Raw genomic sequence first — 24,008 nt, 5'->3', positions numbered from 1 at the left:
TTTTACATTCTTCTCATTCGCAATACGTTCATTAGCACTGGAATAAGTGTTCAAAAATTATACACAAATACAATTTATGATTAATTATAATCACATCAAGCGCATAAAGTAAATCATTATTTTAGCATCATATGGAAAATGGGTTGGGCTCTACATGTGCACGGAACAGGTGTCTATTTGTGTTTTCGTTGCTTTTTCCCACTCTTTTTGCCATAATTTAAGAAAAAATAGAGAAGAATCGGTGATAGAATGCTAGAGTCGCAACAAATACAATCATGGCTCGAAGGCGTGTTGAAAGCGACGAATGATGCAGTGACGATTGTTGATCCTGAGGGTACGGTTATCTATTGGAATGGTGCCGCTGAGCGTACGTATGGCATTGAGCGGACTGTCATCGTAGGGCGGAAGATCGGAGACTACTTCCAACGGGAATCGATTATGCTGCTGCAAGTGATGGAGAGCGGACAGGAAGTGCGCGAGGTCTATCATGAACCGCGCCCGGGGATGCATGTGATGATCAATGCCATTCCTGTATTCGATCAGAATCAGGAGCTTATGGGCGCCATTTCGATTGAACGGAATGTAACACAATATGTGAAATTGAGCGCAGAGATGGTCAGCCGTCCAAGTGAAGAGGGAGTGACGACATCCTTACTGCCGCTGACCGCGGAGAAGCAGAGCAGTCTAGGGGCCTTGGCTCGGATGAAGTGTCCGATGCTGCTAACCGGATCTGCAGGAGCAGGGAAGAAGTCGGTTGCGAAGTGGATGCACGCTCACTGTGGTCGTGAAGGACAGTTCGTCTATGTAAGCTGTAGTGGGATTCCAGCAGGCCTGCTGGAGGCTGAATTGTTCGGCTATGAAGGAGAGCACCCACGAATAGGCAAGCTTGAGCTGGCGCAGAATGGAACCTTGTATTTGAAGGATGTGCATATGCTTCCGGCTTCGGTGCAGGAGAGGTTAATAGAAGCACTGCAAGAAGGTCAATATGTTCGGTCGGGAGAGATGGAATTGAAGGAAGCCGTCACGCTCGATGCGCATGTGATAGCCTCGATTCCAGAAGAGAACGGTGAGTGGGCTGGATTTGAGCGGGAACAATCTGCTCAATTGTTGAAGGAGATGTACTATGTGTTTCAGATCGAGCATATTCCTTCTCTCATGGAGCGCCAGCAGGAGCTTCCGGAATTGTCACGCTTCTACTTAAGCGAAGCTGCGGAGAAGGTTGGCGCGGCTATACCGAGTCTAGGCGCGGATGCAATGGCGGCGATAACGTCTTATCGTTGGCCCGGCAACATGGCGCAATTGGCCAATGCGATGCAATATGCGCTAGCGTCTCATCTAGGGCGCGGCGGAGACGGGGTCATTGCCGCTCAGGATCTGCCCGACTATGCCCGGCTTACGACACTGAATGAGTTGACGCAGCCCGAACTCCCGCTGAGCGTTCATTCGGAAGAGATGGAACGAGCGCTTATCTCGGAGACGCTGCAGCGAACGAAGGGCAACAAGGCCAAGGCAGCTAGACAGCTCGGCATATCGCGCGGAGCGTTGTATTATAAGATTAGGCAGTATGGACTGGAAGGTTCATAGTATTACAACTGCATCATAGAATAGACAACTTAGATAGAGATAGGAACAGGTGAGACATCATGAAATTAGGATTGGCCTCATTCCAATGGCTCGTATTTATTTTGGCGGGAAGCCTCGTTGCTCCGCTGGCTGTTGGACATGCGTTTGGATTTTCACCGCAGGATATTGCGGAATTTATGCAGCGCACGTTTTTGATTATCGGGATATCGGGTATATTGCAGACGATGTTCGGTCATCGGCTGCCGATTATGGAGAATCCGGCTGGTTTATGGTGGGGCGTCTTCGCAGTCTACGGCGGCCTCATCGCGGCAGGAACAATATCGCTCGAAGGCGGACTGCGGCAGCTGGAGATGGGGATGCTGATTGCAGGCGCGCTCTTCATTATCATTGCTGTGCTGCGCTTAACGTCGGCAATTGGCAAGCTGTTCACACCGCTTGTCGTAGGGACGTATCTGCTTCTGCTTGTTGCACAGCTTAGCGGCTCCTTCATGAAGGGAATGCTCGGAGTTGGCTATCGTGCCTCTACACATGTAGAGCTTCAGGTTGCGATTCCCGCAATTATTACATTATTGTGTGCTATGCTGCTGCCACGGAGTTCGAAGGCCTTTTTGCGCAATTATTCTGTGCTCATTAGCTTGTGCATTGGTTGGCTGCTGTTCTATTTGCTCGGCATCACAGAGCCTATACAGCCTTCTGCTTCATGGGTATCAGCGCCCATGCCATTCGCTTGGGGCCTGCCTGAACTGGATTCCGGCATCTTGATGACGTCCTTGTTCGTCAGTCTTCTTCTCATTGCGAATATGATGACGAGCATTCGCGTCATGGAGGGCGTTATGGATAATTCAGGAAAGCCATCCGAACCTGTCAATTATGATCGTACAATGCTGATGATGGGTGCGAATACAGGCTTAGGAGGCATTTTCTCCGCAATGGGATGTGTTCCGATTTCAGGGACAGCGGGCTTCATCATGACGACTCGAATTTATGAGCGTCTGCCGTTCGTTATTGCCTGTTTGCTCATTGCAGGGATTAGCTTCTTTCCGCCAGCGACGGCCTTTTTTGCATCGATTCCCATGCCGGTAGGGTATGCAACGATATTCATCCCATTCGCTTCGATGGTCGGATTGGGATTGAAGGAGTTCCAATCGATTCCTATGAATGAGCGCAATCGCTTCATCCTCGGCGTATCTATTATGATGGGGATTGGCTGTATGTTCATCCCGGCTGAAGCAGTTGGGCAATTGCCAGGACTGCTGAAGACTATGGCGAACAACGGATTGATCGTAGGCATGATCCTGTGTATGGCGATGGAGCAGGGAAGCCGCTTGCTGGATCGTGGAGCGGGCAGAACACAGAAGGAAGAATCGTAGGAAGCTGAATGTTGTATATAATCTTGCAATGGAACGAAGAGAAGAACAACTAAATATATCGAAAAGAAAGGCGTCAAATTGGATTTGTCGCCTTTTTCGTATTATAATAGATTGGCAAAATAGGGAAAATAGTATATTAGTTCACTTCATCGTTTTTCATGGTTAGAAAAATGAGAACAACCATCATGAATGTAGTCAGTCGATCCGCAGGGAACAAGCCATTCCACTCTGAGGACATCCACATGCCGAACCATTCGCCACCGATTACCTGAAAGCCTAGGAACCACACGCACAAGCCAAGAATAAGACCCGCGATCGACACGTTCTTCGCCTTGTGGAAGGATTCTGCTTCTGCATGCAAGTGGGAGAACAGGCGAAGTGATCCCCAGATGCAAATGAATGCGACAGCTGCCTCTGTGATGATAATCGCAATATAACCAATATGATGAATCGTCGTTCCTGTTATAGCGCGGTACATAATGTTGTTATCGGGAAATGTGGTGTCCATACTAAGCACATGCTTCACGAATTGGAAGTTCGTATTGTAATCTGTAATATTGCCGAAGGCGACGAGGAACACATACAGCCCGAAGAACATCACGGCTAATGCTTTGGTAAAGCGGATTAACACACCTGTTGAGAGATTCATAGCTGTTACCCCTTTTCTATGTTTTTCTATGTAATGATTTAACAATACTACTATAGCACCCATGAATATGTTGTCAAACGTTCATATTGGCGTGCGAAAATATCAAATTGCAAGACATACATCATTGACACAGGGAGAGATTTCAATCGACATGGAAGCTCATAAACTATCAATTATTCATCAATTGAATCTAGCTGTTCAATCAATTCGCGGCATCTTGGAACAGGTAACAGAGCAGCAGTTGGATTTGCAGCCCATGTCTCATAAACGTTGTTTACGAGACATGCTCGCTCATTTGACTCTCATTTGTGCGGCCGATCTGCATATTATGAACGAAGCAACACAGACCGATATGGATCGTTTCTATGAAGAACATACGCCATATACAATCGATGAAATGAAGGAAACGTTGGCAGATGCTCACGAATCATTAGTTGAAGCGATGCGTTCGTGGTCGGAAGAGCAGTGGCTTGAAATCAAAACCGCGTATTGGGGAGTTGCATATTCGCGCTTTGAGTGGATGCTGGAAATCATCCTTCATTTGGCGCATCACCGGGGTCAGTTGTTCACCTTGCTGTGTGAGCATGCGGCGGAGCCTAAGATAGTAATGTTTGAATAGACGGGATTGGAGGCATTACACCATGGATGGAACTGAGAAGATGATAGAGCTGAGATCGCTCAAGCTTACAGATGGTTATGATGTTTATGAGATGCTGCAGGGGATCGGCCCAGGTGAGAATGGCTTCGTCAATAGTGCGTACGGCATAAGAAGAGGCCAATTCCGAAGCTACCTGAGACAGCACTGGAATATATCGCAAGGGATAAATCTAATGCCGCAATATGTGCAGCAGACGATATATTGGCTGTATGTGGACGGTCGACCGGTTGGATATGGGAAGCTTCGGCACAGATTGAATGAAGCGCTGCTTGAACGAGGCGGTCATATTGGCTACGTCATCCGGCTAGATGAGCGAGGCAAAGGATATGGAACGCTCTTACTCCGTGAACTTGTTCGTGAAGCAGCGGGACTTGGGTTGACAGAAGTGCTGCTGACAGTCGATGAAGATAATCTTCGCTCACGAAGAGTGATTGAAGGCAACGAGGGCGTTTTAAGCGACACCAAGGATGGAATATGCAAGTATTGGATTACGATCAAGACGTAAGTTATCAGCCTTATCAGCCGGGGTTATACTCAGAGTCAACAGATAAAGGAGCAGGGGACTGCATGGGCGTAGGAGGATTCAATGAGCCAGCATCAATGTTTAATCTGATGTCTACGATCTTCCCAATTTTCATTGTTCTGTTTATAGCTGTCTTCATCTTTGTGATTATTAAGGGTATTATGCAATGGAACTACAACAATCAACAGCCTGTTCTAACTGTGGAAGCGAAAGTGACGGATAAGCGAACAGAGGTGTCCAATAGTCATCACGCGGATCATCACAGCCATTATTCAACCCATTATTACGCGACGTTCGAAGTGGAGAGCGGGGATCGGATGGAGTTCCATGTGAAGAAATCGGACTACGGATTGCTGGCCGCAGGAGATCGCGGGAAGTTGACATTTCAAGGGACGAGGTTTTATGAGTTCGAGCGGTATCACGTTCGTTGAAAGAAGGATGGTATCATACGCGCAGCTAGCCGATAGTTGGGCATGGAACTGGCGAAATGATGTTGAAGCAGCTATCATATAGAGAAGACAGAATAGGAACTTTGCAAAGGATGATTGTACATGTGGTGGATTGGAGCGGCTGCGTTCATTCTTATCCTGATCATTGTGATTTCAACGATTGCAGTGAGCCGGTATGCTTTCCGTCAGGTAACGATGTGGGAGAGAAGCACGCTGGACAAAGCGTTTGACGCGGTTGAAGGGTTCGGCTTGATGAGCAGGCAGGAATTCGCTGAAATGGCCAAGGAAGATGTTTTCATCACTTCGGAGGACGGTCTGACGCTGCGCGGGTACTATATCGAGCCCTATCCAGAGCGCAAGAAAGTCATGATTATCGTCCACGGCTATACGGCAAATCATATTATTGGCTCGCAGTTTATCAATCTATTTACCGAGGAAGGCTATAATGTGCTCCTTGTGGATCAGCGGAGCCATGGGCGAAGCGAAGGGACGTATGCAACGTATGGCTACTATGAGCGTCAAGACCTCGATCGCTGGGTTGCATGGGTACGTGAACGAGTTGGTCATGATGCCTTCATCGGTCTTCATGGGCAATCGATGGGTGGAGGCACAGTACTGATGTATGCAGGCATTAATAAGCATGCCAAATTCATCATTGCGGATTGCCCCTATTCGGACATGGAAGACTTAATGAAATATCAAATGAAGGAACTGAACCATGTTCCGCATTTTCCATTTATTGCGCTGTTGGAACGGAGCTTGAATCGGATAGCACAGTTCTCGATGAAGCAGGTGAAGCCGATTCGAGAGGTTGCGAACAAGGACATCCCTCTACTGCTGATACACGGCAAGGCAGACACATTCGTGCCAACACAGATGAGCGAACAGATCTATCAAGAGAAGACAGAGGGATTAACGAAGCTGGTAATTATCGACGATGCTGTGCATGCGAATGCATACCCAACCGATCGTCAGATGTACGAGTCTGCTGTGCATGATTTCTTGAAGGAAGTTCAGGATCAATATGACGAGGCGGGAGTCAATGTGTGGACAGGAAGCAATGCGAATGGAGCATGAGGTGCTGGGATTTACGCCATGTGAATTTATAAATAGCTCCAATTCATATCGATGAAATGGATGAAGGATGACTGTATGATGCAGTCATCCTTTTTTTTGTCTTCAATTGACAAAAAACGATGGTAAACATGTTCATAGAATGGAGGATATCGGCAATAAAAACCAATATCTATGTGACAGCGGTTGAAGTGAAAACCGATGTCGAATCTTTGAAAAAAATAACACTAGTAAGCATATAATTATAGTATAATATAGGCTACCACATGACAAAAAATAGCAGATTTCGATCTCCGCAATCGGGACTCCTTAAGGAAACTCACCATAGAAACGAACCCCCGAACGGTATCCTGACTATATTTCATCCTGCTGCATTCCTGACATTATTCCATGCAATCCTTGAATTTCACGTTTTTGATCGAGAATGATGACCCATCAGTTAGGAGCTTTCTTCTAATTAGGTAGGAGGGTTATCTCTTCATCTCTTCCTATTCTTATCACTTGCCATTCGCATATTGGAATTGGCTTATATTTTGCCAAGGAGGGATGCCTGCTAGCGATGAACACAGGTAAGATGAGTAATTAGGCAAGAGGGGGGATATCACCGCAGCGAAACAGACAAAAAACAACAAGAATCAATAATAAACAATATTATTCGTTGCGATTCCACAATGTAGGTGTTAGTATGAAGTCAATTACAGGAAAATCAAACCAATTTTAGTGCAGGGCATTCATCATTTTCATATGATATCGAGGAGTGTGTTCTATGAAAAGAAACATGTTCAAAGTACTGATCCTATCATTAATGGCTGTAGTTCTTGTTGCAACAGGCTGTTCAACAAGCGGCAAGTCATCCTCAGGCAAGGCCGCCGTAGACAAGGGGGCAATTGCTGACCTTCCACAATCAATTAAAGACAAAGACATAAAAATTATGGTTATTCGCAAAATCGGCGGTGATGACCATACCGCACAGTATCTAGCTGGAGCCAAACAAGAGGGTGAATCGCTGGGCTTCGTAGTAGATACCTTCTCCGCGAATAACGATTCTGCCAAATTTCATGATGCGATCGCTCAAGCGATGGATAAAAAATATGACGGCGTTATCATCTCGCACGGTGATGATGCGGCAACGGTTGAAGATGTAAAGAAGTTGACGGAAAAAGGAATCCCGGTCGTTACATTTGACTCTGTTCCAGAAGTGTCTTCGGTGAATGGGGTAACCATGACATCACAGGATGATGGCCAATTGGCAAGTCTAGCGCTAGACAGTTTGAATAAGCAGCTGAACGGCAAAGGGAATATTGTATACCTCTGGGTAGATGGATTTCCGCCAATGGTAGCTCGTAACGGAATCTATCAGCAATTTTTGAAAGACAATCCTGGTATTAAGGAAGTGGAGCGTTTCGGTGTGGCTGCAACAGACACATCTGTTCAGACACAGAATGCTGTTGCAGCGATGCTGACGAAGCACGGCAAAGGGGAAATCGATGCGATCTTCGCAACATGGGACGCGTTCGCAATTGGAGCAGCACGGGCGTTGAAGGAAGCGGGTCGTGAAGAGGTTAAAATCTACGGTATCGATGTATCGAATGCTGATCTGCAGCTCATGCAAGAGAACAACAGTCCTTGGGCTTCCACGGCGGCAGTAGATCCGAAGGTAATTGGGGCAGTCAATTTGCGCTTGCTGGCGAAGAAGATTGCTGGTGAAGATACACCTCCGAAATATGATTTGAAGCCGACTTTGATTACTCAAGTTCAATTGAACTCCATAGGTGATGCTGTCAACATGGAGAGCCTGAACAAGATTATTCCGGGCTGGGGTGTAAGCACGGACTTCGAAGAAGACTGGATGAAGGCGCTTAAGAAGGCTAACAAGGCGCAATAACAGGTCGAAGCTAGTCTCGCACAGTGACAGCGAACAGGCAAGCGTCGGATCAGACAACTGGTTAGGCGCGCGAAGCGCTTGCCTGCTCATCGTGAACAGGGGGTCAGGGAGATGGGGAAGACGAGCAAGATACTCCTGGAAATGAAGGATATCTCGATAGAGTTTCCCGGTGTACAAGCGCTTAAGAACGTTCATTTTACAACAGAGACGGGGAATGTGCATGCGCTGATTGGCGCTAATGGGGCAGGGAAGTCTACTTTAATGAAGGCATTGTCCGGTGCGTATAGTCACTATACCGGGGAAATCTGGATTAATGGTGAAGCGGTGACGATCCGTTCGCCGCGTCAGGCGAAAAACCTAGGGATTCAGATTGTCTATCAGGAAGTTGATACTGCGCTGATTCCTTACTTGACAGTAGGCGAGAATATCATGTTGGAAGATATGGTTCATGATATGGGGCCGAAGCAATGGATCAGATGGAGGAGACTTCATGATTCCGCTGGGCACATATTGAAGCGAATGAATGTTCAGGTACCAACCAAGAAACTCGTCAGTGAATTAACACTGGCGGAGAAGCAGATGGTGTTAATCGCGAGAGCAATCTCAACGAAATGCCGCTTTCTTATCTTGGACGAGCCAACAGCGCCGCTAAGTCATGCAGAGACGACTGAACTGTTCCGCATTGTACGCGATCTGAAGGCGAACAATGTAGGGGTTATCTTTATTTCTCACCGCTTGCCGGAACTGTTCGAGATCTGCGATGATATCACGATCATGCGCGACGGGGAACTCGTGACGAAGATGCGGATTGCGGATACCACCCCTGTTGAGACGATTGAATACATGTTGGGCAAGAAGCTTGGCGAGCAGTTCCCAGGGCGTGCATCTTCCATTGGAGGCCTGCATTTTGAAGTTAGCAATCTATCTGACTTTCATAAGATTGCAGATATTCATATGCATGTGCGCAAAGGGGAAATTGTCGGCGTCGCAGGATTGGTTGGAGCGGGCAAGACGGAATTATGCAAAGCGCTGTTCGGGGCTTCCGAGATTCAGTCGGGACAGCATAAGCTCGATGATCGACCGATAACCATTCGCAATTCACATGATGCCGTAAAGGCAGGAATTGCGCTTGTTCCCGAAGAGCGGCGCAAGGAAGGGATATTGATATTTGAATCTGTCGTGCATAACATCTCGGCAGCGAATCTATCGAGGTATTGCAAGTGGGGGCCGTTCCTTCAATTTCGCAAAGAAAGAGAAGAGGCAAGAAGGCTTATTGAGGAACTCGGCATTAAGACGCCTAGCGAACATACGAAAGTGCAGAATTTATCGGGCGGCAATCAGCAGAAGGTTGCGATTGGAAAGTGGCTGCTGGCTGATGCGGAAGTATACATATTTGACGAGCCAACCAAGGGTGTGGACGTCGGGGCGAAGAAGGACATCTTCGAGCTAATTACGAGGCTGGCGGAGCAAGGGAAGAGTGTAATCTACGCCTCCTGTGAATTGTCGGAAATCGTAGGCATTACGGATCGTGTGTATGTGCTGTACGACGGACAGATTGTGAAGGAACTGCACACGAACGATACGAATGAAGAGGAATTATTGTTCTATTCAACAGGAGGTAAATAGGTATGAGCATAATTCGGCGTAGTCAAGCTCAAGGACAGACACCCAAGTCGTTTGACTTTTTCGATTTTTTATATAAATACGGCACCATCATTACAATATTGCTATTGATCGCTGTGTTCGGAACGCTGTCAAGCAGCTTTTTGCTGCCGTCCAATATTATTAATATTTTGCGTTCGATCTCGATTGTAACCATTATTTCTATTGGGATCACGATCTCGCTTGCGGTAGGCGGTTTTGACCTGTCCGTTGGTTCCGTCGCCTCGCTTGCAAATGCGATCGTTATTTCTATGTTCGTATGGCATTCGCAAAATACATTCATCTCGATCATTGCTGCGGTACTGGTATGTCTGATTGCAGGTGTAGTGAACTCGTTCATGATCGTGAAGGTGAAAATACCGGACATGCTCATGACGCTGGCAACGATGTTCATTATACAAGGCTTGGCGCTTACCTATACAAGAGGGGCGACTGTCTCGCAAAATATGGTGATGCCGGATGGCTCGTTCGCAACGGGGAAGATAAGTGCTTTATTTGCTAAGATCGGGCAAGTTCCTTGGATTATTGTCATAATGCTCATTGTAGTCGCTGTTGTGCACGTATTCTTGAACTATACAAAACATGGCAGATATATGTATGTAATCGGGGGCAATATCGAGGCGGCGAAGCTGTCAGGAATCGCCGTCAATAAGTACCGAGTGCTTGCTTATATTCTATCAGCAGGGTTTGCGGCGATTGGCGGCATTATACTCGCTTCGCGTGTTATGACTGCAGAGGTGAATGCTGGTGCGCCGTATTTGATGGATGCAGTAGCGGCAGCCTTCATCGGCTTCTCTGTAGCAGGTGCTGGGAAACCGAATGCATTCGGTACATTCATTGGAGCAATCCTGATTGGGATCTTGCAAAATGGTCTTGTCATGATGTCGGTTCCATACTATGCGATGGACATCGTGAAGGGGACGGTGCTCGCATTTGCACTGGCATTAACGTATTACAAGAAAAAATAAGGCTTACGGGAGGGGAAAGGAATGAAATATACAACGTACTTTACAATGCAAGAAGCAGATGTAATCGACTATGCGTTAACGAAGCTGGATGTATTCTCCGAGGATGCGAGCTTGACCTGCAAGGAGATTGGGGACGGCAACTTAAATTACGTGTTCCGGCTCGTCGATGAGCAGTCGAAGCGTTCTATTATCATTAAGCAAGCAGGCCCTGTAGCGCGGATTTCGGATGAATTCAAGGTATCTCCTGACCGTAATCGCATCGAAAGCGAGATTCTGAAAATCCAAAATGAGCTTGCACCTGGACTTGTCCCGGAAGTATACAACTATGATCCGATCATGAACTGCTGTGTGATGGAGGACTTGTCCGATCATGTCATTATGCGCACCGCGTTATTGAACCGGGAGCAGTTCCCTCTGTTCGTGGAGCATATTACGACATTTATGGCGAACACATTGCTGTTGACATCTGATGTTGTCATGAATCATAAGGAGAAGAAAGAACGGGTTAAAACATTTATTAATCCTGATTTGTGTGAGATTACCGAAGATCTTGTATATACGGAGCCATTCTACAATTGTGCGAGAAACGATGTCTACGAGCCGATTCGTGAATTCGCAGCTAAGCATTTGTGGGAAGATGAAGCGTTGCTGCTGGAAACGGCTAAGATGAAGTTTGAATTTATGACGCATACTCAATCTCTGATTCACGGCGATTTACATACAGGATCAATCTTCGTGAAGCAGGATTCGACCAAAGTGATTGATCCGGAGTTCGCTTTCTACGGGCCAGCAGGATACGATGTGGGCAATATTATTGCAAACTTAATCTTTGCCTATGTGAATGCAGAATGTACAATGGAAGCGGGCGACTTGAAGGAACGTCATATGGAATGGATCATTGAAACGATTCAAGACGTTGTTGACCAATTCCAAACGAAATTCTTATCCTTATGGTCAACATCTGTTCTAGATAAGTCAGCTTCGTATTCCGGATTCGATCGATATTATCTTGATCTGATTATGAAGGATGCAGCGGGTGTTGCGGGGCTTGAATTGTGCCGTCGCACACTCGGCATCGCGCATGTGAGAGAGATTGCATCCATTGCTGATGCTGATGCAAGAGAACGTGCTGAGCGGATGTGTCTCATCATGGGCAAGCAGCTCATTATGGATCGTTCTGACATGAAGCGAGGCAGTGACTATTTCCGTATCATCAGTTCAAGCAGCGAGATGTACAGCCGATAGAATGGGAGGATGGAAGGATGAGTCAAATGAACAGCAGTCAAACAGTCAGCATGATATCGTCAGTTCGGTTAGAGGATGAGAAGAATACGCTAATCATTCTAGATCAGACACGTCTCCCAAATGAAACCGTATATCTCGAGCTTCAGAAGCTCGAAGATATTTGGGATGCTATCTATCATTTGAAGGTACGTGGTGCGCCTGCTATCGGCATTGCGGCGGCATTCGGGGTATATTTGGGTGTGAAGGGATCCTCAGCGGACACGTATGAGGAATTCTTCGAAGATTTCGGCAATGCGAAGCAATACTTGGGTTCGTCGCGACCAACGGCAGTGAATCTGTTCTGGGCGCTGAATCGTATGGAAGCAAGGCTGGAACAGGTGCGAGAACGCTCTGTTGCTGAGATTAAGGCAGCGTTGAAAGAGGAAGCAGAAGCGATTCGCGCAGAGGATGAACAGGTATGCGAGAGCATCGGCCGCTATGCATTGTCTCTGCTTCAGCCGAACTGGGGCATCTTGACACATTGCAATGCGGGGGCCATTGCAACAGCGAAGTATGGAACAGCTCTTGCACCTATCCATCTCGGCCAAGAGCAGGGCTATCAGTTCAAGGTATACGCAGATGAGACGCGTCCATTGCTGCAAGGGGCTCGCTTAACGGCCTGGGAGCTTAAGGAAGCGGGCGTGGATGTAACGTTGATCTGTGACAATATGGCATCTATCGTTATGAAGGAAGGCAAGATACAAGCTGTATTGGTCGGCTGCGACCGAGTGGCGGCGAACGGTGATGCAGCGAACAAGATTGGCACTTCTGGTGTGGCCATCCTGGCAAAGCATTATGGCATCCCGTTCTATGTATGCGCGCCATTATCTACGGTGGATTTGGAGTGTCAGACAGGCGACGATATTCATATCGAGCTGCGTCCTGACAGTGAAGTAACGAGCAAGTGGTATGAGCAGCCAATGGCGCCAGAAGGGGTTAAGGTATACAATCCTAGCTTCGATGTGACCGATCATTCTCTCATCACAGCAATCATCACGCAGCATGGCATTGCTTATCCGCCATTTGCAGATTCTCTGTCAGAGATGTTCCGCAAGGAAGCTGCGTCTAAGAAGGGTTGATCGACTGCTTAAAGTAATCGAGTTTATATTAATGAGACGAATCCGTTTCTAAACAAAAATCCCCTGCATGCAAATCGACAACGAACAAGGCGATTTGTCTGTCAGGGGTTTTCTTATTGTACATGTATTTATTCGCATTCGTATAAGGAGATCCCCTTCGTGCTAGTGACCTCATGCCATGTTTCATCCAAACGCTGATCAGTAACAATGGTGTGGATTTGATCCAAATCACAAATACTTGCGAAAGAAGTTCGGTCGAATTTCGTATAGTCCGCAGCTAAATATACCTTGTTTGCCCGTTCTGCGGCAATGCGCCGAACCTCAGCTTGTTGTTCATTGGAGTCTGTCAGTCCATGCTGGATGCTGACTGATCGGCAGGAGATGAATGCCATATCGAAGAAATAGCTCTTCATATTCACTTCCGCATTTCTACCCAGAGCCGACATGGAGCTGGAGGATATGCCGCCGCCAATGACAACAAGATGCACTTGTGGACTGTTCATCAATACATTAATAATTTTAATTGAATTGGTTACGACCGTCAGACGCTGCTCCTGAATCTGTTGTGCGATGTACAGTGAGGTGGTAGAGGCATCTAAGAAAATGGAGTCTCCGTTTGAAATAAATTGAGCGCATTGCGCTGCAATTCGCTTCTTGCCATCAACATGGATATGTTCTCGGAGCTGGATATTGATATCATTTTGAACACCATCAGGTATGTACGCACCTCCATAAGTTCGAGTCAATACGCCTTCCTCCTCTAGTTGTTTCAAATCTCGACGAATGGTCTCCTCCGTGACTTGAAATAGTGAAGTAAGCTTGGCGACCGTAACGCTCTTCTCCTCTTGGATGATATCTTTAATTTTCGCTTTTCTCGTAATAGGCAGCATATTGTCCGTTCTCTCCGCTTATGTTTGATTTTAACTCCATTATATCATACCTCCTCTCTATAGCTTGCCAACTTCATGCATAAACAATCCACATAAAACAACACAATACATTGACAAAACGGATATAAAGTACGAATATTAATTATGTGGCATACGAGGATTCAAACTTTAGATATAAGCCTCTTTATGTTTGATGTGGAGACAAGCCAGAGACACAGGGGGTGTGAAGGATTGAATAAGCTGCAAGCTAACTCAGATATGGAAATGAAAGAACTCATCTGTGAAATCGGCAGAAGGATGTATGCACGGAATTATGTGGCTGCAAATGATGGGAATATTACGATGAAGACGGAAGCGGGTACCATTTGGGCGACACCGACAGGGGTAAGCAAGGGCTATATGACACCTGACATGCTGGTGGAGATGGATATGCAGGGTAATGTTTTGTCGGGTACATACAAGCCTTCTTCTGAAATTAAGATGCATTTGCGAGTATATCAGGAGAACTCGGAGGTACGTGCTGTTGTTCATGCGCACCCTCCAGTGGCAACGGCATTTGCTATTGCGGGGATTGATCTGGATCAAGCTATTTCTCCCGAGGCAATTGTTAATCTGGGACGAGTAGCCGTTGCGCCCTATGCGACACCAGGTACGCAGGAGGTTCCTGATTCGATTGCCCCATATTGCAAAGGATATCATGCTGTGCTCCTAGCGAATCATGGTGCATTAACGTGGGGGAGGGATATGACAGAAGCCTATTTCCGAATGGAATCGCTGGAGCATTATGCACTGATGTACATGTATGCGAGCAGGTTGCTTGGTCGCACGAATGAATTGTCAAGTGAGCAGGTCGCGGAACTCGTAGACATACGAAGCCGGATGGGCGTTACAAGCGGTGGAAATCCATCGTTAAGGCGGCGGGAGGAAGACACCCTCTTCGATCAACTTGCGGATAAGATAGTAGAACGAGTGGTATCCAAATTAAAATCGTAGATATGCGCATCGAAACAGATCCCGAAGTCGGCAGGGTGAAGGGATTATTAGAAATTCAGGATGGATATTAATTCTAATTTCATACACAGACAGCCCCAAAGAATAGTCACAATCCATGCAGCTGCGTCGGATGCGATATCTTTGGGGCTGTTACTTTTTCTAAAGGGAGATATTTATTGTTTTCTCTGACTCATTCCATTCCACAGTGCTTGGCAATGCATCACGAAGCAACTGAAGTGGAACCATGAACTTGCCTTTGTATACAATCATGGGAGCCGTAAGTTTATTAATCGTTCCGTCAATGGAGAAGGTGTAATGGTTATGCTTAATTGGGACAATCACTTGCCGTTTCGCTGAAGATATGTAGATTTTGTTGTCTTTAACCGAATAGTTTGCTTGTAGTGCCTTTAAGGTATCGATAAGTGGAAGCATAAGCTGGCTGTCATGGCGTACAGCCTGAATAGGCAGTTTAGTTGCTTCCTTGTTAAGAGTGATGGCAGCTGCTACTTCCGTGACGATAGGTTTGTTTTCTTTTGCCTGTTTATTAGTTGTGTTACCAGGTTTAGCGTTGTTTTTGTTTTTTGTTGTTGATTTACTAGATGATGAAGATTTGGAAGAGTTGGATGATTTGGACGACGAACTCTTCTTAGAAGAAGACTTAGATCCACCATTGTGATAGTGGTATTCCCCATACTCCAATCCCCATTTTTCGCAATTCGTTCTACACGTATGACCCCCGTTGCTATCTGTTCGGCCAGGGTGTGCGATTGAGATCGATGAAAATGTCGTCATCGCAACGATACAAGCAGTACTTACGGCTATCAGCTTACTCCATCTTACACGTTTCATCGTGGTAACCCCTTTCTATTCGCATAGGTATTATGGATCGATTCTATTATAGTTCCACTACCTCTTAAGAACTAGGAAATATTTGAGAAATGACGAGATAGGTCAATGATTATCGTGTTTTTTGCCATTATGCAATTTCGGATGGCTGTGAGATAATGAGATGTAGAAGCATCTGCAGCAGGGGAATCCTGCACGGATAGCGTAAGGATGACGAAGGGGAATGACGTTCATGGCGGGCATAAATGAAAGATTAATGAAGCAACTTGAATTTGTGAAGGAATTGGATAAATTAAAGAAGGTGTTTCGTCGTTCGTATTTGCTTGATGGAAGCCGCCATGAGAATGATGCCGAGCACACATGGCATTTGACAGCGATGGCAATGCTGCTGCACGAATATACAAGTGAACGCAATATGAATTTGCTCCGTGTGTTCAAAATGTTAATTATTCATGATGTGGTCGAGATTGATGCAGGGGATACCTTTGCATATGACGCTGAAGGCAATGCAAGCAAGTTCGAGCGCGAGTCCAAGGCGGCCAAGCGGTTGTTTGGCATCTTGCCAGAGGATCAGAAACTGGCGCTAACCCAATTATGGACGGAATATGAGCAGCGTCAGACACCGGAAGCACAATTTGCCGTTGCACTTGATCGTTTGCAGCCGCTGCTTCACAACTATGTGACAGAAGGCAAGTCGTGGAAAGAGCATAAGGTAACGAGTGAGCAAGTGTTGGCGCGGATTCAAGCCATCCGAGATGGAGCTCCAGAACTGGGGAAGCTAGCGGAAGAACTCATCCGCAGTTCGGTGGAGAAGGGATACTTGGCTAACTAAGGCTGTCTAGCATCAAACCGTGAATACAGGGGGAAGGAGTGAATATGCATCCTTCCCCCTTTTCTCTTTGTTCATCTAGACGTAGAGAACCCAACGATTGCGGGTTTCACTCGAACCTTCCAGCTTCCATCCATTATGCTCATAGTATCCATTGAAGCTAGACTGAATAGGGCAGGCTGATTCTATCGGATGAGGAGCTAAGGTATCCGGCATTTGTCGCAATAGATGCTGCCCCCTGAACGGTTCCGCTACAGCAAATTGATAGAGAGAGATGCATGTACACCGCAATCCCATCCTCAATATTCTTCACTATTTGCCAACTAGAACGAACACGTTGTGATCTGGAGCTTCCATGACGGCAACGTGTCCAGATTCGGTAGGGAACGGTTCTCGAATCCAATGAATATCAGTCCGTTCTTGCAGCTTCGCATACGTCTCTCGTACATCATCAACGAGAAGTTCGATATCGATTTCTTTCAACTCAGGGTTGTCCTGCAGCACAAGCTCTGAGCTGCGTTCATCTGGGAAAGACAACCCCACAATTGTCCATGGTTCCCCATTTGGAAGAGGGCGTGTGATCGTCCAACTCTCTTTTAACCCAATTGCGGTGTAGACAGCAACGGATTCCTCTATGTTGGCAGTATATAATGCGGCACATTCCATTTTTCGTATCATTCTATTTCCTCCTTGTATCTCGTACTACTCATACTGTACTATCTAACCATGACAAATCATGTCATAGTTATGAAATCGTTTTACGATAGGGGGAGGGGGGAGTCTTGGGCATGAACAAATCCCAGCGACTCATTGAGTTGATGATGATTGTGAACAAGAAGCAGCAGTTTACCGCGCGTGAGCTGGCGGAAGAAAGTGGTGTATCCGTACGGACAATATTGCGGGATTTGCGCCAATTAGAAGAGCTTGGTGTTCCTCTATATACGGAGTATGGACCTAGAGGCGGGTTTCGTTTGTTGAAGGAGAAGCTGCTTCCGCCGCTGACATTTCTGGAGCAGGAGGCGTTTGCTATCTTTTTCGCCGTTCAGCTGCTGCAAGAATATAAGACAATCCCATTTGGCAAGGATGCCACGAGGGCATTATCGAAGTTCTATCAGGTGCTGTCTCCACATACACAAAAGCAAATCGACGCGATGAAGCGCTGTGTACGATTTTGGGTTCCTCCTCGTGAACAGGATATACCGCATTTGCAGCAATTGCTGCATGCTTCGCTCGACAATAAGGTGATCCAGATCCGTTATGCTTCCATCAGAGGAGAGGAATTGCGCGATATCGTTCCAATCGGCATATATGCCCATAATGGCTATTGGTATTGCCCAGCCTACTGTATGGAGCGGAAAGGGTATCGGTTGTTCCGTGCGGATTGCATGCTTGAAGTGATCGAGGTTGAGCAGCATACAGTACCTATGTTAGAGCTAATGAGCTTGGAAGAGTGGTTCGAGCCTCCCCAACTGAAGGACGATGTTGTTGCCATTTATGTGGAATTGACGAAGCTTGGGGTTCGGAAATGTCAAGCCGATCCATGGTTGGATAAGTCGCTGACTGTGCGCGAAGATGGGACGGGTGTGATCAATCACGTGATCGCGGCGACTGAGGTAGGCTATTTGGCGGACATTCTGTTTGGAATGGGGACAGATGCGCATGTCATCGAACCTCCAGAGATTATAGAGTTGATTCAGCAGAAGGCGGAGCAGTTAATTGCACAATATCAACACTTAGAGAGGTCCACTATGAATCTCTATTACCAGTCTATTTGAGGGATATTCTGGGGTTAAACCCCGTCTTTGGGCTTATTGTAATTGTGTGATCCCAATATATACTAAACAGAGAAGTAATAGATTTGGAGTAAATTTGGTAGGAATAACGAATTAATAGAGTGTGATTTCACATAAATTGACAATAATAGTCAAATGGTGCTAGAGTTGACTTATCACTACGTGCTGGTGTGAGAGGTGCCTTAGCTTATGATACTTACCGTCTCTTTTGGAAGACAAGGCCGTGAGTGGTTCGATATTGATGTAGCGGATGATTGTACAGTAGTTCAGTTGAAGGCAATACTTGGACTGAAGCTATTCGGAGAACCACCGAAGAATCATATGCAATATATTTTGGAAGTCAAGCAGCCAGAAGGATTATGGAGTACTGTTCCTGAGCAGCAGCGTTTGCTGGAGGCAGGTGTCCGTGAAGGGGCATACATTCGTGTACAGCGAGCGTTCTCCACGACTACAGATTCAGTACCATCGTTTGGTCGCCGAGCATTGTTCCAACTCGATGAGGCTGATGAACATACTGAGTAGTCGTGACAAGAGGAACGAGACGAGGAGTTGTTCAATGTGAACGTGATGTATCAGAGATCGCCTCGCATTAAGCCGGAATTACCAGAGGAGAAGCTTGAGATATTACGGCCTCCTGCTGAACCGTCGCGTCCGACGTTCTCTATCGTTACACTGATTATTCCGATTGTGATGACCTTGGTCAGTATCGGTTTCTACATATATATGTCCATGTCAGGGAAGATGGGCAATAGTAACTATATGATGTTTCAAATGATTACCATCTCGATGATGCTTATGTCCTATACGCTTCCATTTTTCTTGTATTTGAGCAACAAAAGACAGTACGTGCGCAAGCAGGCGGAACGAAGTCAGATGTATCTGGCCCAATTGGAGAAGCATCGTCTGGAGATTATCGAGAAGCAGCACGAGCAGCGAGCAGCGATGTATGCGATTCATGGTGATCCAGATGTGTGCCATCAAATTGTGAAAAATCGCAACAGCAGCCTGTGGGAACGCGGGCCTTTTGATGTTGATTTTATGGATGTTCGCATTGGCACCGGAGAAGTGCCTTTTTATATGCCAATCATTACTCCGCGAACCGATGGCTACGAGAAGGATCCGCTTATCGAAGCGGCTCATAAGCTCGAACAAGATTCTCGCACAGTAGATGAGGTTCCAATTACCTTGCCGTTGTATGAGTCGAAGGTAGTCGGAATCGTTGGAGACAAACATTCCGTTATGGAAGCAGTGCGGATTGTGATTGCTCAGCTGACGACAAGGCATTCGCCTGATGAGGTGAAGCTAGCTGCGCTCTACGATGAGCAGGAAGCAGAGAATTGGGGCTGGCTGCGATGGCTTCCGCATACATGGAATGATGATCGTACACAGCGTTATTTGGCTGATCGGCGTAGTACGGCACATCAATTGGCTGATCAATTGTATGGAATTCTAAATCGTCGCAAGAGTTTCCAGACGACAGGCGAGAAGAAGAAGCAGCTTCCCATTTATGTTGTTCTGCTGCAGGATAGCCAAATGATCGAGGAAGAGCCGCTATATCCTCTTCTATTAGAAGAAGCGAGCCGAGTGGACAGCTGTACCCTAGTGCTGTCTGATCGCAAGGAGCGGCTTCCGATGCAATGCCGCCTTATTGTCGAAGTCGGTGCAGATACTGCTGTATCTACGCAAAAAACGGATCAGGAGGGGATCGTTCAGCATTCCTTCCATATGGATCATTTATCTGCTGATAAGATCGATACGCTGGCAAGATATATGGCGCCGATTCGCTTGAAGCGTTCGGCTGCTTCAGATCTTCCACCCGTTCTAACGTTGTTCGATATGTTCGGTGTAGAACAAGTAGATCAATTGAAGCTGGTGGAACGCTGGAATCGAAATCGATATCCAGATACATTGCCAGTGCCCGTAGGTGTGCGTGCTGGTGGCAAGCTGGTGTCCTTGAATCTCCATGACAAGATTGAACGCAAGGGACACGGTCCACATGGACTTCTCGCAGGAACAACAGGCTCAGGCAAAAGTGAGGTTATTCAATCGCTAATTGCTTCACTGGCAGCTGAATACCACCCTCATGATGTGGCCTTCATGCTGATCGACTACAAGGGCGGAGGAATGTCTAATACGTTCGAGAAACTTCCTCATGTCGTAGGAACCATTACGAATCTAGACGAGAGCCTGATCGAACGTGCACAGGTATCGCTTCGTGCTGAGCTGATTCGCAGACAACACATCTTGAATGATGCGGGAAACATGCAGCATATTGACGAGTATTACAAGTCGCCGCTTCGCTATCAGAATCCGCTGCCTCACTTGATCATCATCATTGATGAATTTGCTCAGCTTAAGAAGGATCAGCCAGAATTCATGGATGAGTTGATCAGTATAGCAGCTATTGGACGTACATTAGGTGTTCACTTGCTGCTGGCGACTCAGAAGCCTGCCGGGGTAGTGGATGAGAAGATATGGAGCAATACACGATTCCGCATCTGCCTTCGTGTTCAGAGTGAAGGCGATAGTCGGGATATGCTCAAAATTCCGAATGCAGCTTGGATTACGCATCCAGGGCGCGGGTATTTTCAGGTGGGCAGTGACGAAGTGTTCGAGGAGATGCAATTCGCATGGAGCGGTGCACCTTATCTGGTAAAGCGTCAGGAAGGTCAGCCGCTGCGAATTGAAGTGAGCGAGGTTCGTCTGAACGGGAAGATGGAGGCTTTGCTGCCTAGTGATACACTATTGTCGGCCTATGATGAGCAAGATCAGCTGAAGCAGCTTCAAGTATTCATTGATGCTGTTGCCGAGGCGGCATGTTGTGAGGGAATTAATCGATTGCAAGGGCCATGGCTCGCCCCGCTGCCACAAGAGCTAGGTCGCAGTGAATTGTTCAAGCGTACACGGACGTTGTCAGGTGTTTCCGGTGATTTTAAGGGAATACAACCAATTGTAGGCTTGCTGGATGACGTCATGAACCAACGGCAGGAGCCGCTTGGCATCGAAATGGATCATGAACATTGGGCAGTATACGGAATGCCGGGAACGGGAAAGACAACATTTGTACAGACACTTCTCATGTCTCTCGCTGAGCAGTATGAACCTGATGTCTGGCACGGCTATGTTGTGGATATGGGGCGTATGCTGAAGGATTATGCTGACTTGCCTCATGTGGGCGCGGTAATTGCAGGTGAGGATGAAGATAGACTCAAGCGGCTGTTCCGCTATCTTCTTGCGAAGGTGAAGGAACGAACAGAGATGTTGTCCGAAGCCGGCGTCAAGACGATTGCTTCTTATCGGCAGGTAACACAGCTATCGGTGCCGAATATTGTTGTTATCATTGACGGGTATTTGAATTTCCGAACTTCCTATCCGGATGAGAATGAATGTTTGGAATATTTGCTTCGAGAAGGCGGCAGCTTGGCCATTTCATTCGTGATTACAGCCAATCGCGTAACCGATATTTTTGACAAATTCCGTAGCAATATATCGAATGCGATTTCGTATGAATTAGCTGATCCAAGCGACTATTACTTTGCTGTGGGCAGACCGGCTAGAACGCCGGCGCGGCTGCAGGCAGGTCGCGGACTCATTAAGCATAACGGGGTACCGATCGAATTCCAGACTGCTTATCCTGCGGATGGGAACAATGATGTAGAACGTGTTCTTCAGTTGCGTTCACAGATTCGATTGATGCACAATTCCTGGCAAGGGGCTGCAGCCCCACTCATTCGCAGCTTGCCTGAGCGTGTGCGTCTTAGTGAACTGCTGAAGCTGCACGACGATTCATACGAGGAAAGTGAGATCATAGAAGCGGAGCAGCTGCAATGCTCGGAACGGTTGCAACCCGTGCCTGTTGGCGTGCGCACAGATGATTTGGAGCCATATCTGGTCAATTTGAAGGAAGGTCCTCACTTCGTCGTCGCAAGTCCTATGGAGAGCGGCAAGACCTCATTCCTTACGAGCTGGATGCTGTCTTTGGCTTATCATATGTCTCCAGAACGTTTGCATATCTATGCGATTGATGTTCGATATGGGGACAATGGCGTTGCTTCGCTAAGAGACTTGCCTCATGTAAGGGAGATTGTAACAGAGGAAGAGCGAATTCCTGGATTCATTCAGCAAGTATATGATCAGGTCTCGTCCCGGAGTAAGGATGGAGGGGATCCAATCCTACTGCTGGTTATGGATGATGCAGATATGCTGTGCAAGCAGCTCACAGATTACACGGTCAAAGATCAACTGTCTGCGATCGTACGCCAAGGTCGGGATAAAGGGGTACATCTCGTATTGGCAGGGGTTCCGTCTGATTTTCCAACCTTCGGGGTGGACTGGTTTAACGATGTCAAAGCATCGCAAGCGGGATTTTTATTTGGGACGATTGATGCGAATGATCTGTCCTTCTTCCGAATCCCGATCTCAGAGTCGCAGTCTTCTGGATCTAGTGGGTCGAAGGTGCTTCCTCCTGGTCAAGGATATTTTGTTAGACGCAAATTTACAAAAATAAAGACAGCAATACCCTACGATGAAAAATGGACTCCGGCCGCATGGACAACACATATACATAAACGTTGGAAAGTGCGGGTCTGATGGGGGGTGGACACATTGGTGACGAGTAACGAACCATATCTACAAGCGCAAGATGGCAGAAGCGGTATTGAGCTTCATGTAAAAGAATTGTATTTTCTCGCTGGAATCATTGGATCTGATCGCTTGCTTGGGATCGAGGATCCATTTCGGGGCTATCTAACTGAGGAAATTGCAGAAGAATGGAATAAGGTCAAAGCTGCGCTGCTGCGCAAGGGATACTTAACGGAAGAGCCTGGAGGCAGAGAGCTGGCTATGCCATCTCACGTCTATTCAACGGTAGCGGTAACGGGATTGGCAAATCGCTCCTGCTGGGTTCGGTTTTCAAATGCAGCAGATGAGGGGCCTAATCGCGAAGTATATGAAGGCTATTTTCATTTTACGAATGAATTAGTCATCGAACGAGCACAGAAGCGGCTCCAACCGGAAATTTGCTCCTTTCGAGAATATGACTCGACGAATGAGGCATGTTCCGTCATTGTGAACCGCATGAACTGGGCTGATCAGCCGGAAAGCGAGATAGCTGCTGTTATGCTGTCCAAAAGGCATTTCCATAAACTCTATGAGCATGCAGATGATCTTTCCGTAGAGCAAATGACAAGTCAGCTAATGACCTTCGATGGAGAGGAAGCGGGAGCAATGGCCCTGGCGCATTCGCTGAAGCATCGTACCGCAGAAGGGGAGCTCTTGTTTCTTGTGTGGAATGAGAAAAGCTGGGATGTACAGGGAGCTGCTTTTCTCGTCGGAGGTTCCCGCAATTGGCTTATTCGGCAAAGCTCCAAAGGTGATGAGGATTGGCTGACTGCCACATTAACAACAAAGGAACAACTTGAAGGCCTGTTAATCGAGTGGGAACGCCAGCATTCTATAGAAGAAGGAAGGTGA

Annotated in this window: 21 protein-coding genes; 17 read left to right on the top strand and 4 right to left on the bottom strand. The window is 46.9% G+C overall.

All coding sequences use genetic code 11. The features are described 5' to 3' along the window. Positions 1-249: 249 nt before the first annotated feature. Positions 250-1,584: a sigma-54-dependent Fis family transcriptional regulator gene (locus BP95_RS0121405; protein ID WP_021253139.1), complete on the top strand. Its 1,335-nt coding sequence runs from the start codon at positions 250-252 to the stop codon at positions 1,582-1,584. Between the two features lie 59 nt (positions 1,585-1,643). Continuing rightward, the gene (locus BP95_RS0121400; protein WP_021253138.1) at positions 1,644-2,954 is read left to right on the top strand and encodes a purine/pyrimidine permease; all 1,311 of its coding nucleotides are present in this window, start codon (positions 1,644-1,646) and stop codon (positions 2,952-2,954) included. A 136-nt stretch (positions 2,955-3,090) separates the two neighbouring features. Here the strand turns inward: BP95_RS0121400 and BP95_RS0121395 are convergent, their stop codons facing one another. Further along, positions 3,091-3,603 carry a DUF2165 family protein gene (locus BP95_RS0121395; RefSeq protein WP_081819939.1) on the bottom strand — a complete coding sequence of 171 codons (513 nt, stop codon included), beginning with the start codon at positions 3,601-3,603 and terminating at the stop codon, positions 3,091-3,093. A 151-nt stretch (positions 3,604-3,754) separates the two neighbouring features. Between BP95_RS0121395 and BP95_RS0121390 the strand changes: the two genes are divergently transcribed. From BP95_RS0121390 to mtnA, 9 genes are all read left to right on the top strand, one after another. After that, positions 3,755-4,222, top strand: a complete 468-nt coding sequence (locus BP95_RS0121390; RefSeq protein WP_028533191.1) for a DinB family protein — start codon at positions 3,755-3,757, stop codon at positions 4,220-4,222. Between the two features lie 22 nt (positions 4,223-4,244). Beyond that, entirely contained in the window at positions 4,245-4,766 is a 522-nt protein-coding gene (locus tag BP95_RS0121385) for a GNAT family N-acetyltransferase (RefSeq protein WP_028533190.1), read from the top strand. Beyond that, positions 4,736-5,215 (top strand): DUF2500 domain-containing protein, encoded by a 480-nt coding sequence (locus BP95_RS0121380; protein ID WP_231515155.1) that lies wholly within the window; start codon positions 4,736-4,738, stop codon positions 5,213-5,215. The genes BP95_RS0121385 and BP95_RS0121380 overlap by 31 nt, the downstream gene beginning before the upstream one ends. Before the next feature lie 120 nt (positions 5,216-5,335). Further along, complete coding sequence (locus BP95_RS0121375; RefSeq protein ID WP_028533189.1) at positions 5,336-6,310, top strand: alpha/beta hydrolase; 975 nt, start codon at positions 5,336-5,338, stop codon at positions 6,308-6,310. 763 nt (positions 6,311-7,073) lie between these two features. Next, positions 7,074-8,192: a sugar ABC transporter substrate-binding protein gene (locus tag BP95_RS0121370; RefSeq protein ID WP_021253132.1), complete on the top strand. Its 1,119-nt coding sequence runs from the start codon at positions 7,074-7,076 to the stop codon at positions 8,190-8,192. Between the two features lie 111 nt (positions 8,193-8,303). Then, the gene (locus tag BP95_RS0121365) at positions 8,304-9,818 is read left to right on the top strand and encodes a sugar ABC transporter ATP-binding protein (protein ID WP_028533188.1); all 1,515 of its coding nucleotides are present in this window, start codon (positions 8,304-8,306) and stop codon (positions 9,816-9,818) included. A 2-nt stretch (positions 9,819-9,820) separates the two neighbouring features. Then, a complete protein-coding gene (locus tag BP95_RS0121360) occupies positions 9,821-10,822 on the top strand; it encodes an ABC transporter permease (protein ID WP_028533187.1) in 1,002 nt (333 codons plus the stop codon). 21 nt (positions 10,823-10,843) lie between these two features. Beyond that, positions 10,844-12,067 (top strand): S-methyl-5-thioribose kinase, encoded by a 1,224-nt coding sequence (gene mtnK / locus BP95_RS0121355; RefSeq protein ID WP_028533186.1) that lies wholly within the window; start codon positions 10,844-10,846, stop codon positions 12,065-12,067. Positions 12,068-12,084: 17 nt separating this feature from the next. Next, complete coding sequence (gene mtnA, locus BP95_RS0121350) at positions 12,085-13,185, top strand: S-methyl-5-thioribose-1-phosphate isomerase (RefSeq protein WP_051614155.1); 1,101 nt, start codon at positions 12,085-12,087, stop codon at positions 13,183-13,185. A gap of 128 nt (positions 13,186-13,313) precedes the next feature. Here the strand turns inward: mtnA and BP95_RS0121345 are convergent, their stop codons facing one another. Further along, positions 13,314-14,075: a DeoR/GlpR family DNA-binding transcription regulator gene (locus tag BP95_RS0121345; protein WP_021253127.1), complete on the bottom strand. Its 762-nt coding sequence runs from the start codon at positions 14,073-14,075 to the stop codon at positions 13,314-13,316. A 258-nt stretch (positions 14,076-14,333) separates the two neighbouring features. On the opposite strand from BP95_RS0121345, the gene BP95_RS0121340 reads away from it, so the two are divergent. Then, complete coding sequence (locus tag BP95_RS0121340) at positions 14,334-15,068, top strand: class II aldolase/adducin family protein (protein ID WP_036667448.1); 735 nt, start codon at positions 14,334-14,336, stop codon at positions 15,066-15,068. 159 nt (positions 15,069-15,227) lie between these two features. On the opposite strand, the gene BP95_RS32090 is transcribed toward BP95_RS0121340, so the two are convergent. Further along, a complete protein-coding gene (locus BP95_RS32090) occupies positions 15,228-15,860 on the bottom strand; it encodes a stalk domain-containing protein (protein ID WP_419181958.1) in 633 nt (210 codons plus the stop codon). Between the two features lie 286 nt (positions 15,861-16,146). Here BP95_RS32090 and BP95_RS0121330 point away from each other — a divergent pair, with 286 nt between their 5' ends. Next, entirely contained in the window at positions 16,147-16,746 is a 600-nt protein-coding gene (locus BP95_RS0121330; RefSeq protein ID WP_021253124.1) for an HD domain-containing protein, read from the top strand. Between the two features lie 309 nt (positions 16,747-17,055). Here BP95_RS0121330 and BP95_RS0121320 read toward each other — a convergent pair whose 3' ends face one another. Next, entirely contained in the window at positions 17,056-17,421 is a 366-nt protein-coding gene (locus BP95_RS0121320; protein ID WP_028533183.1) for a VOC family protein, read from the bottom strand. A 110-nt stretch (positions 17,422-17,531) separates the two neighbouring features. On the opposite strand from BP95_RS0121320, the gene BP95_RS0121315 reads away from it, so the two are divergent. The 4 genes from BP95_RS0121315 to BP95_RS0121300 all read left to right on the top strand — a co-directional run bounded on the left by BP95_RS0121315 (position 17,532) and on the right by BP95_RS0121300 (position 24,008). Continuing rightward, the gene (locus BP95_RS0121315; protein ID WP_028533182.1) at positions 17,532-18,518 is read left to right on the top strand and encodes a helix-turn-helix transcriptional regulator; all 987 of its coding nucleotides are present in this window, start codon (positions 17,532-17,534) and stop codon (positions 18,516-18,518) included. Positions 18,519-18,725: 207 nt separating this feature from the next. Then, positions 18,726-19,058 (top strand): hypothetical protein, encoded by a 333-nt coding sequence (locus BP95_RS0121310; protein ID WP_028533181.1) that lies wholly within the window; start codon positions 18,726-18,728, stop codon positions 19,056-19,058. Positions 19,059-19,094: 36 nt separating this feature from the next. After that, the gene (gene essC / locus BP95_RS0121305; protein ID WP_028533180.1) at positions 19,095-23,126 is read left to right on the top strand and encodes a type VII secretion protein EssC; all 4,032 of its coding nucleotides are present in this window, start codon (positions 19,095-19,097) and stop codon (positions 23,124-23,126) included. 18 nt (positions 23,127-23,144) lie between these two features. Further along, positions 23,145-24,008: a hypothetical protein gene (locus BP95_RS0121300; protein ID WP_051614169.1), complete on the top strand. Its 864-nt coding sequence runs from the start codon at positions 23,145-23,147 to the stop codon at positions 24,006-24,008.

Origin of the sequence: Paenibacillus sp. UNC217MF (assembly GCF_000686865.1) — a bacterium.
Lineage (GTDB): Bacteria > Bacillota > Bacilli > Paenibacillales > Paenibacillaceae > Paenibacillus_B > Paenibacillus_B suaedae.
Note: the sequence above shows the minus strand (reverse complement) of the source record. Positions and strands in the feature narration are given on the sequence as shown.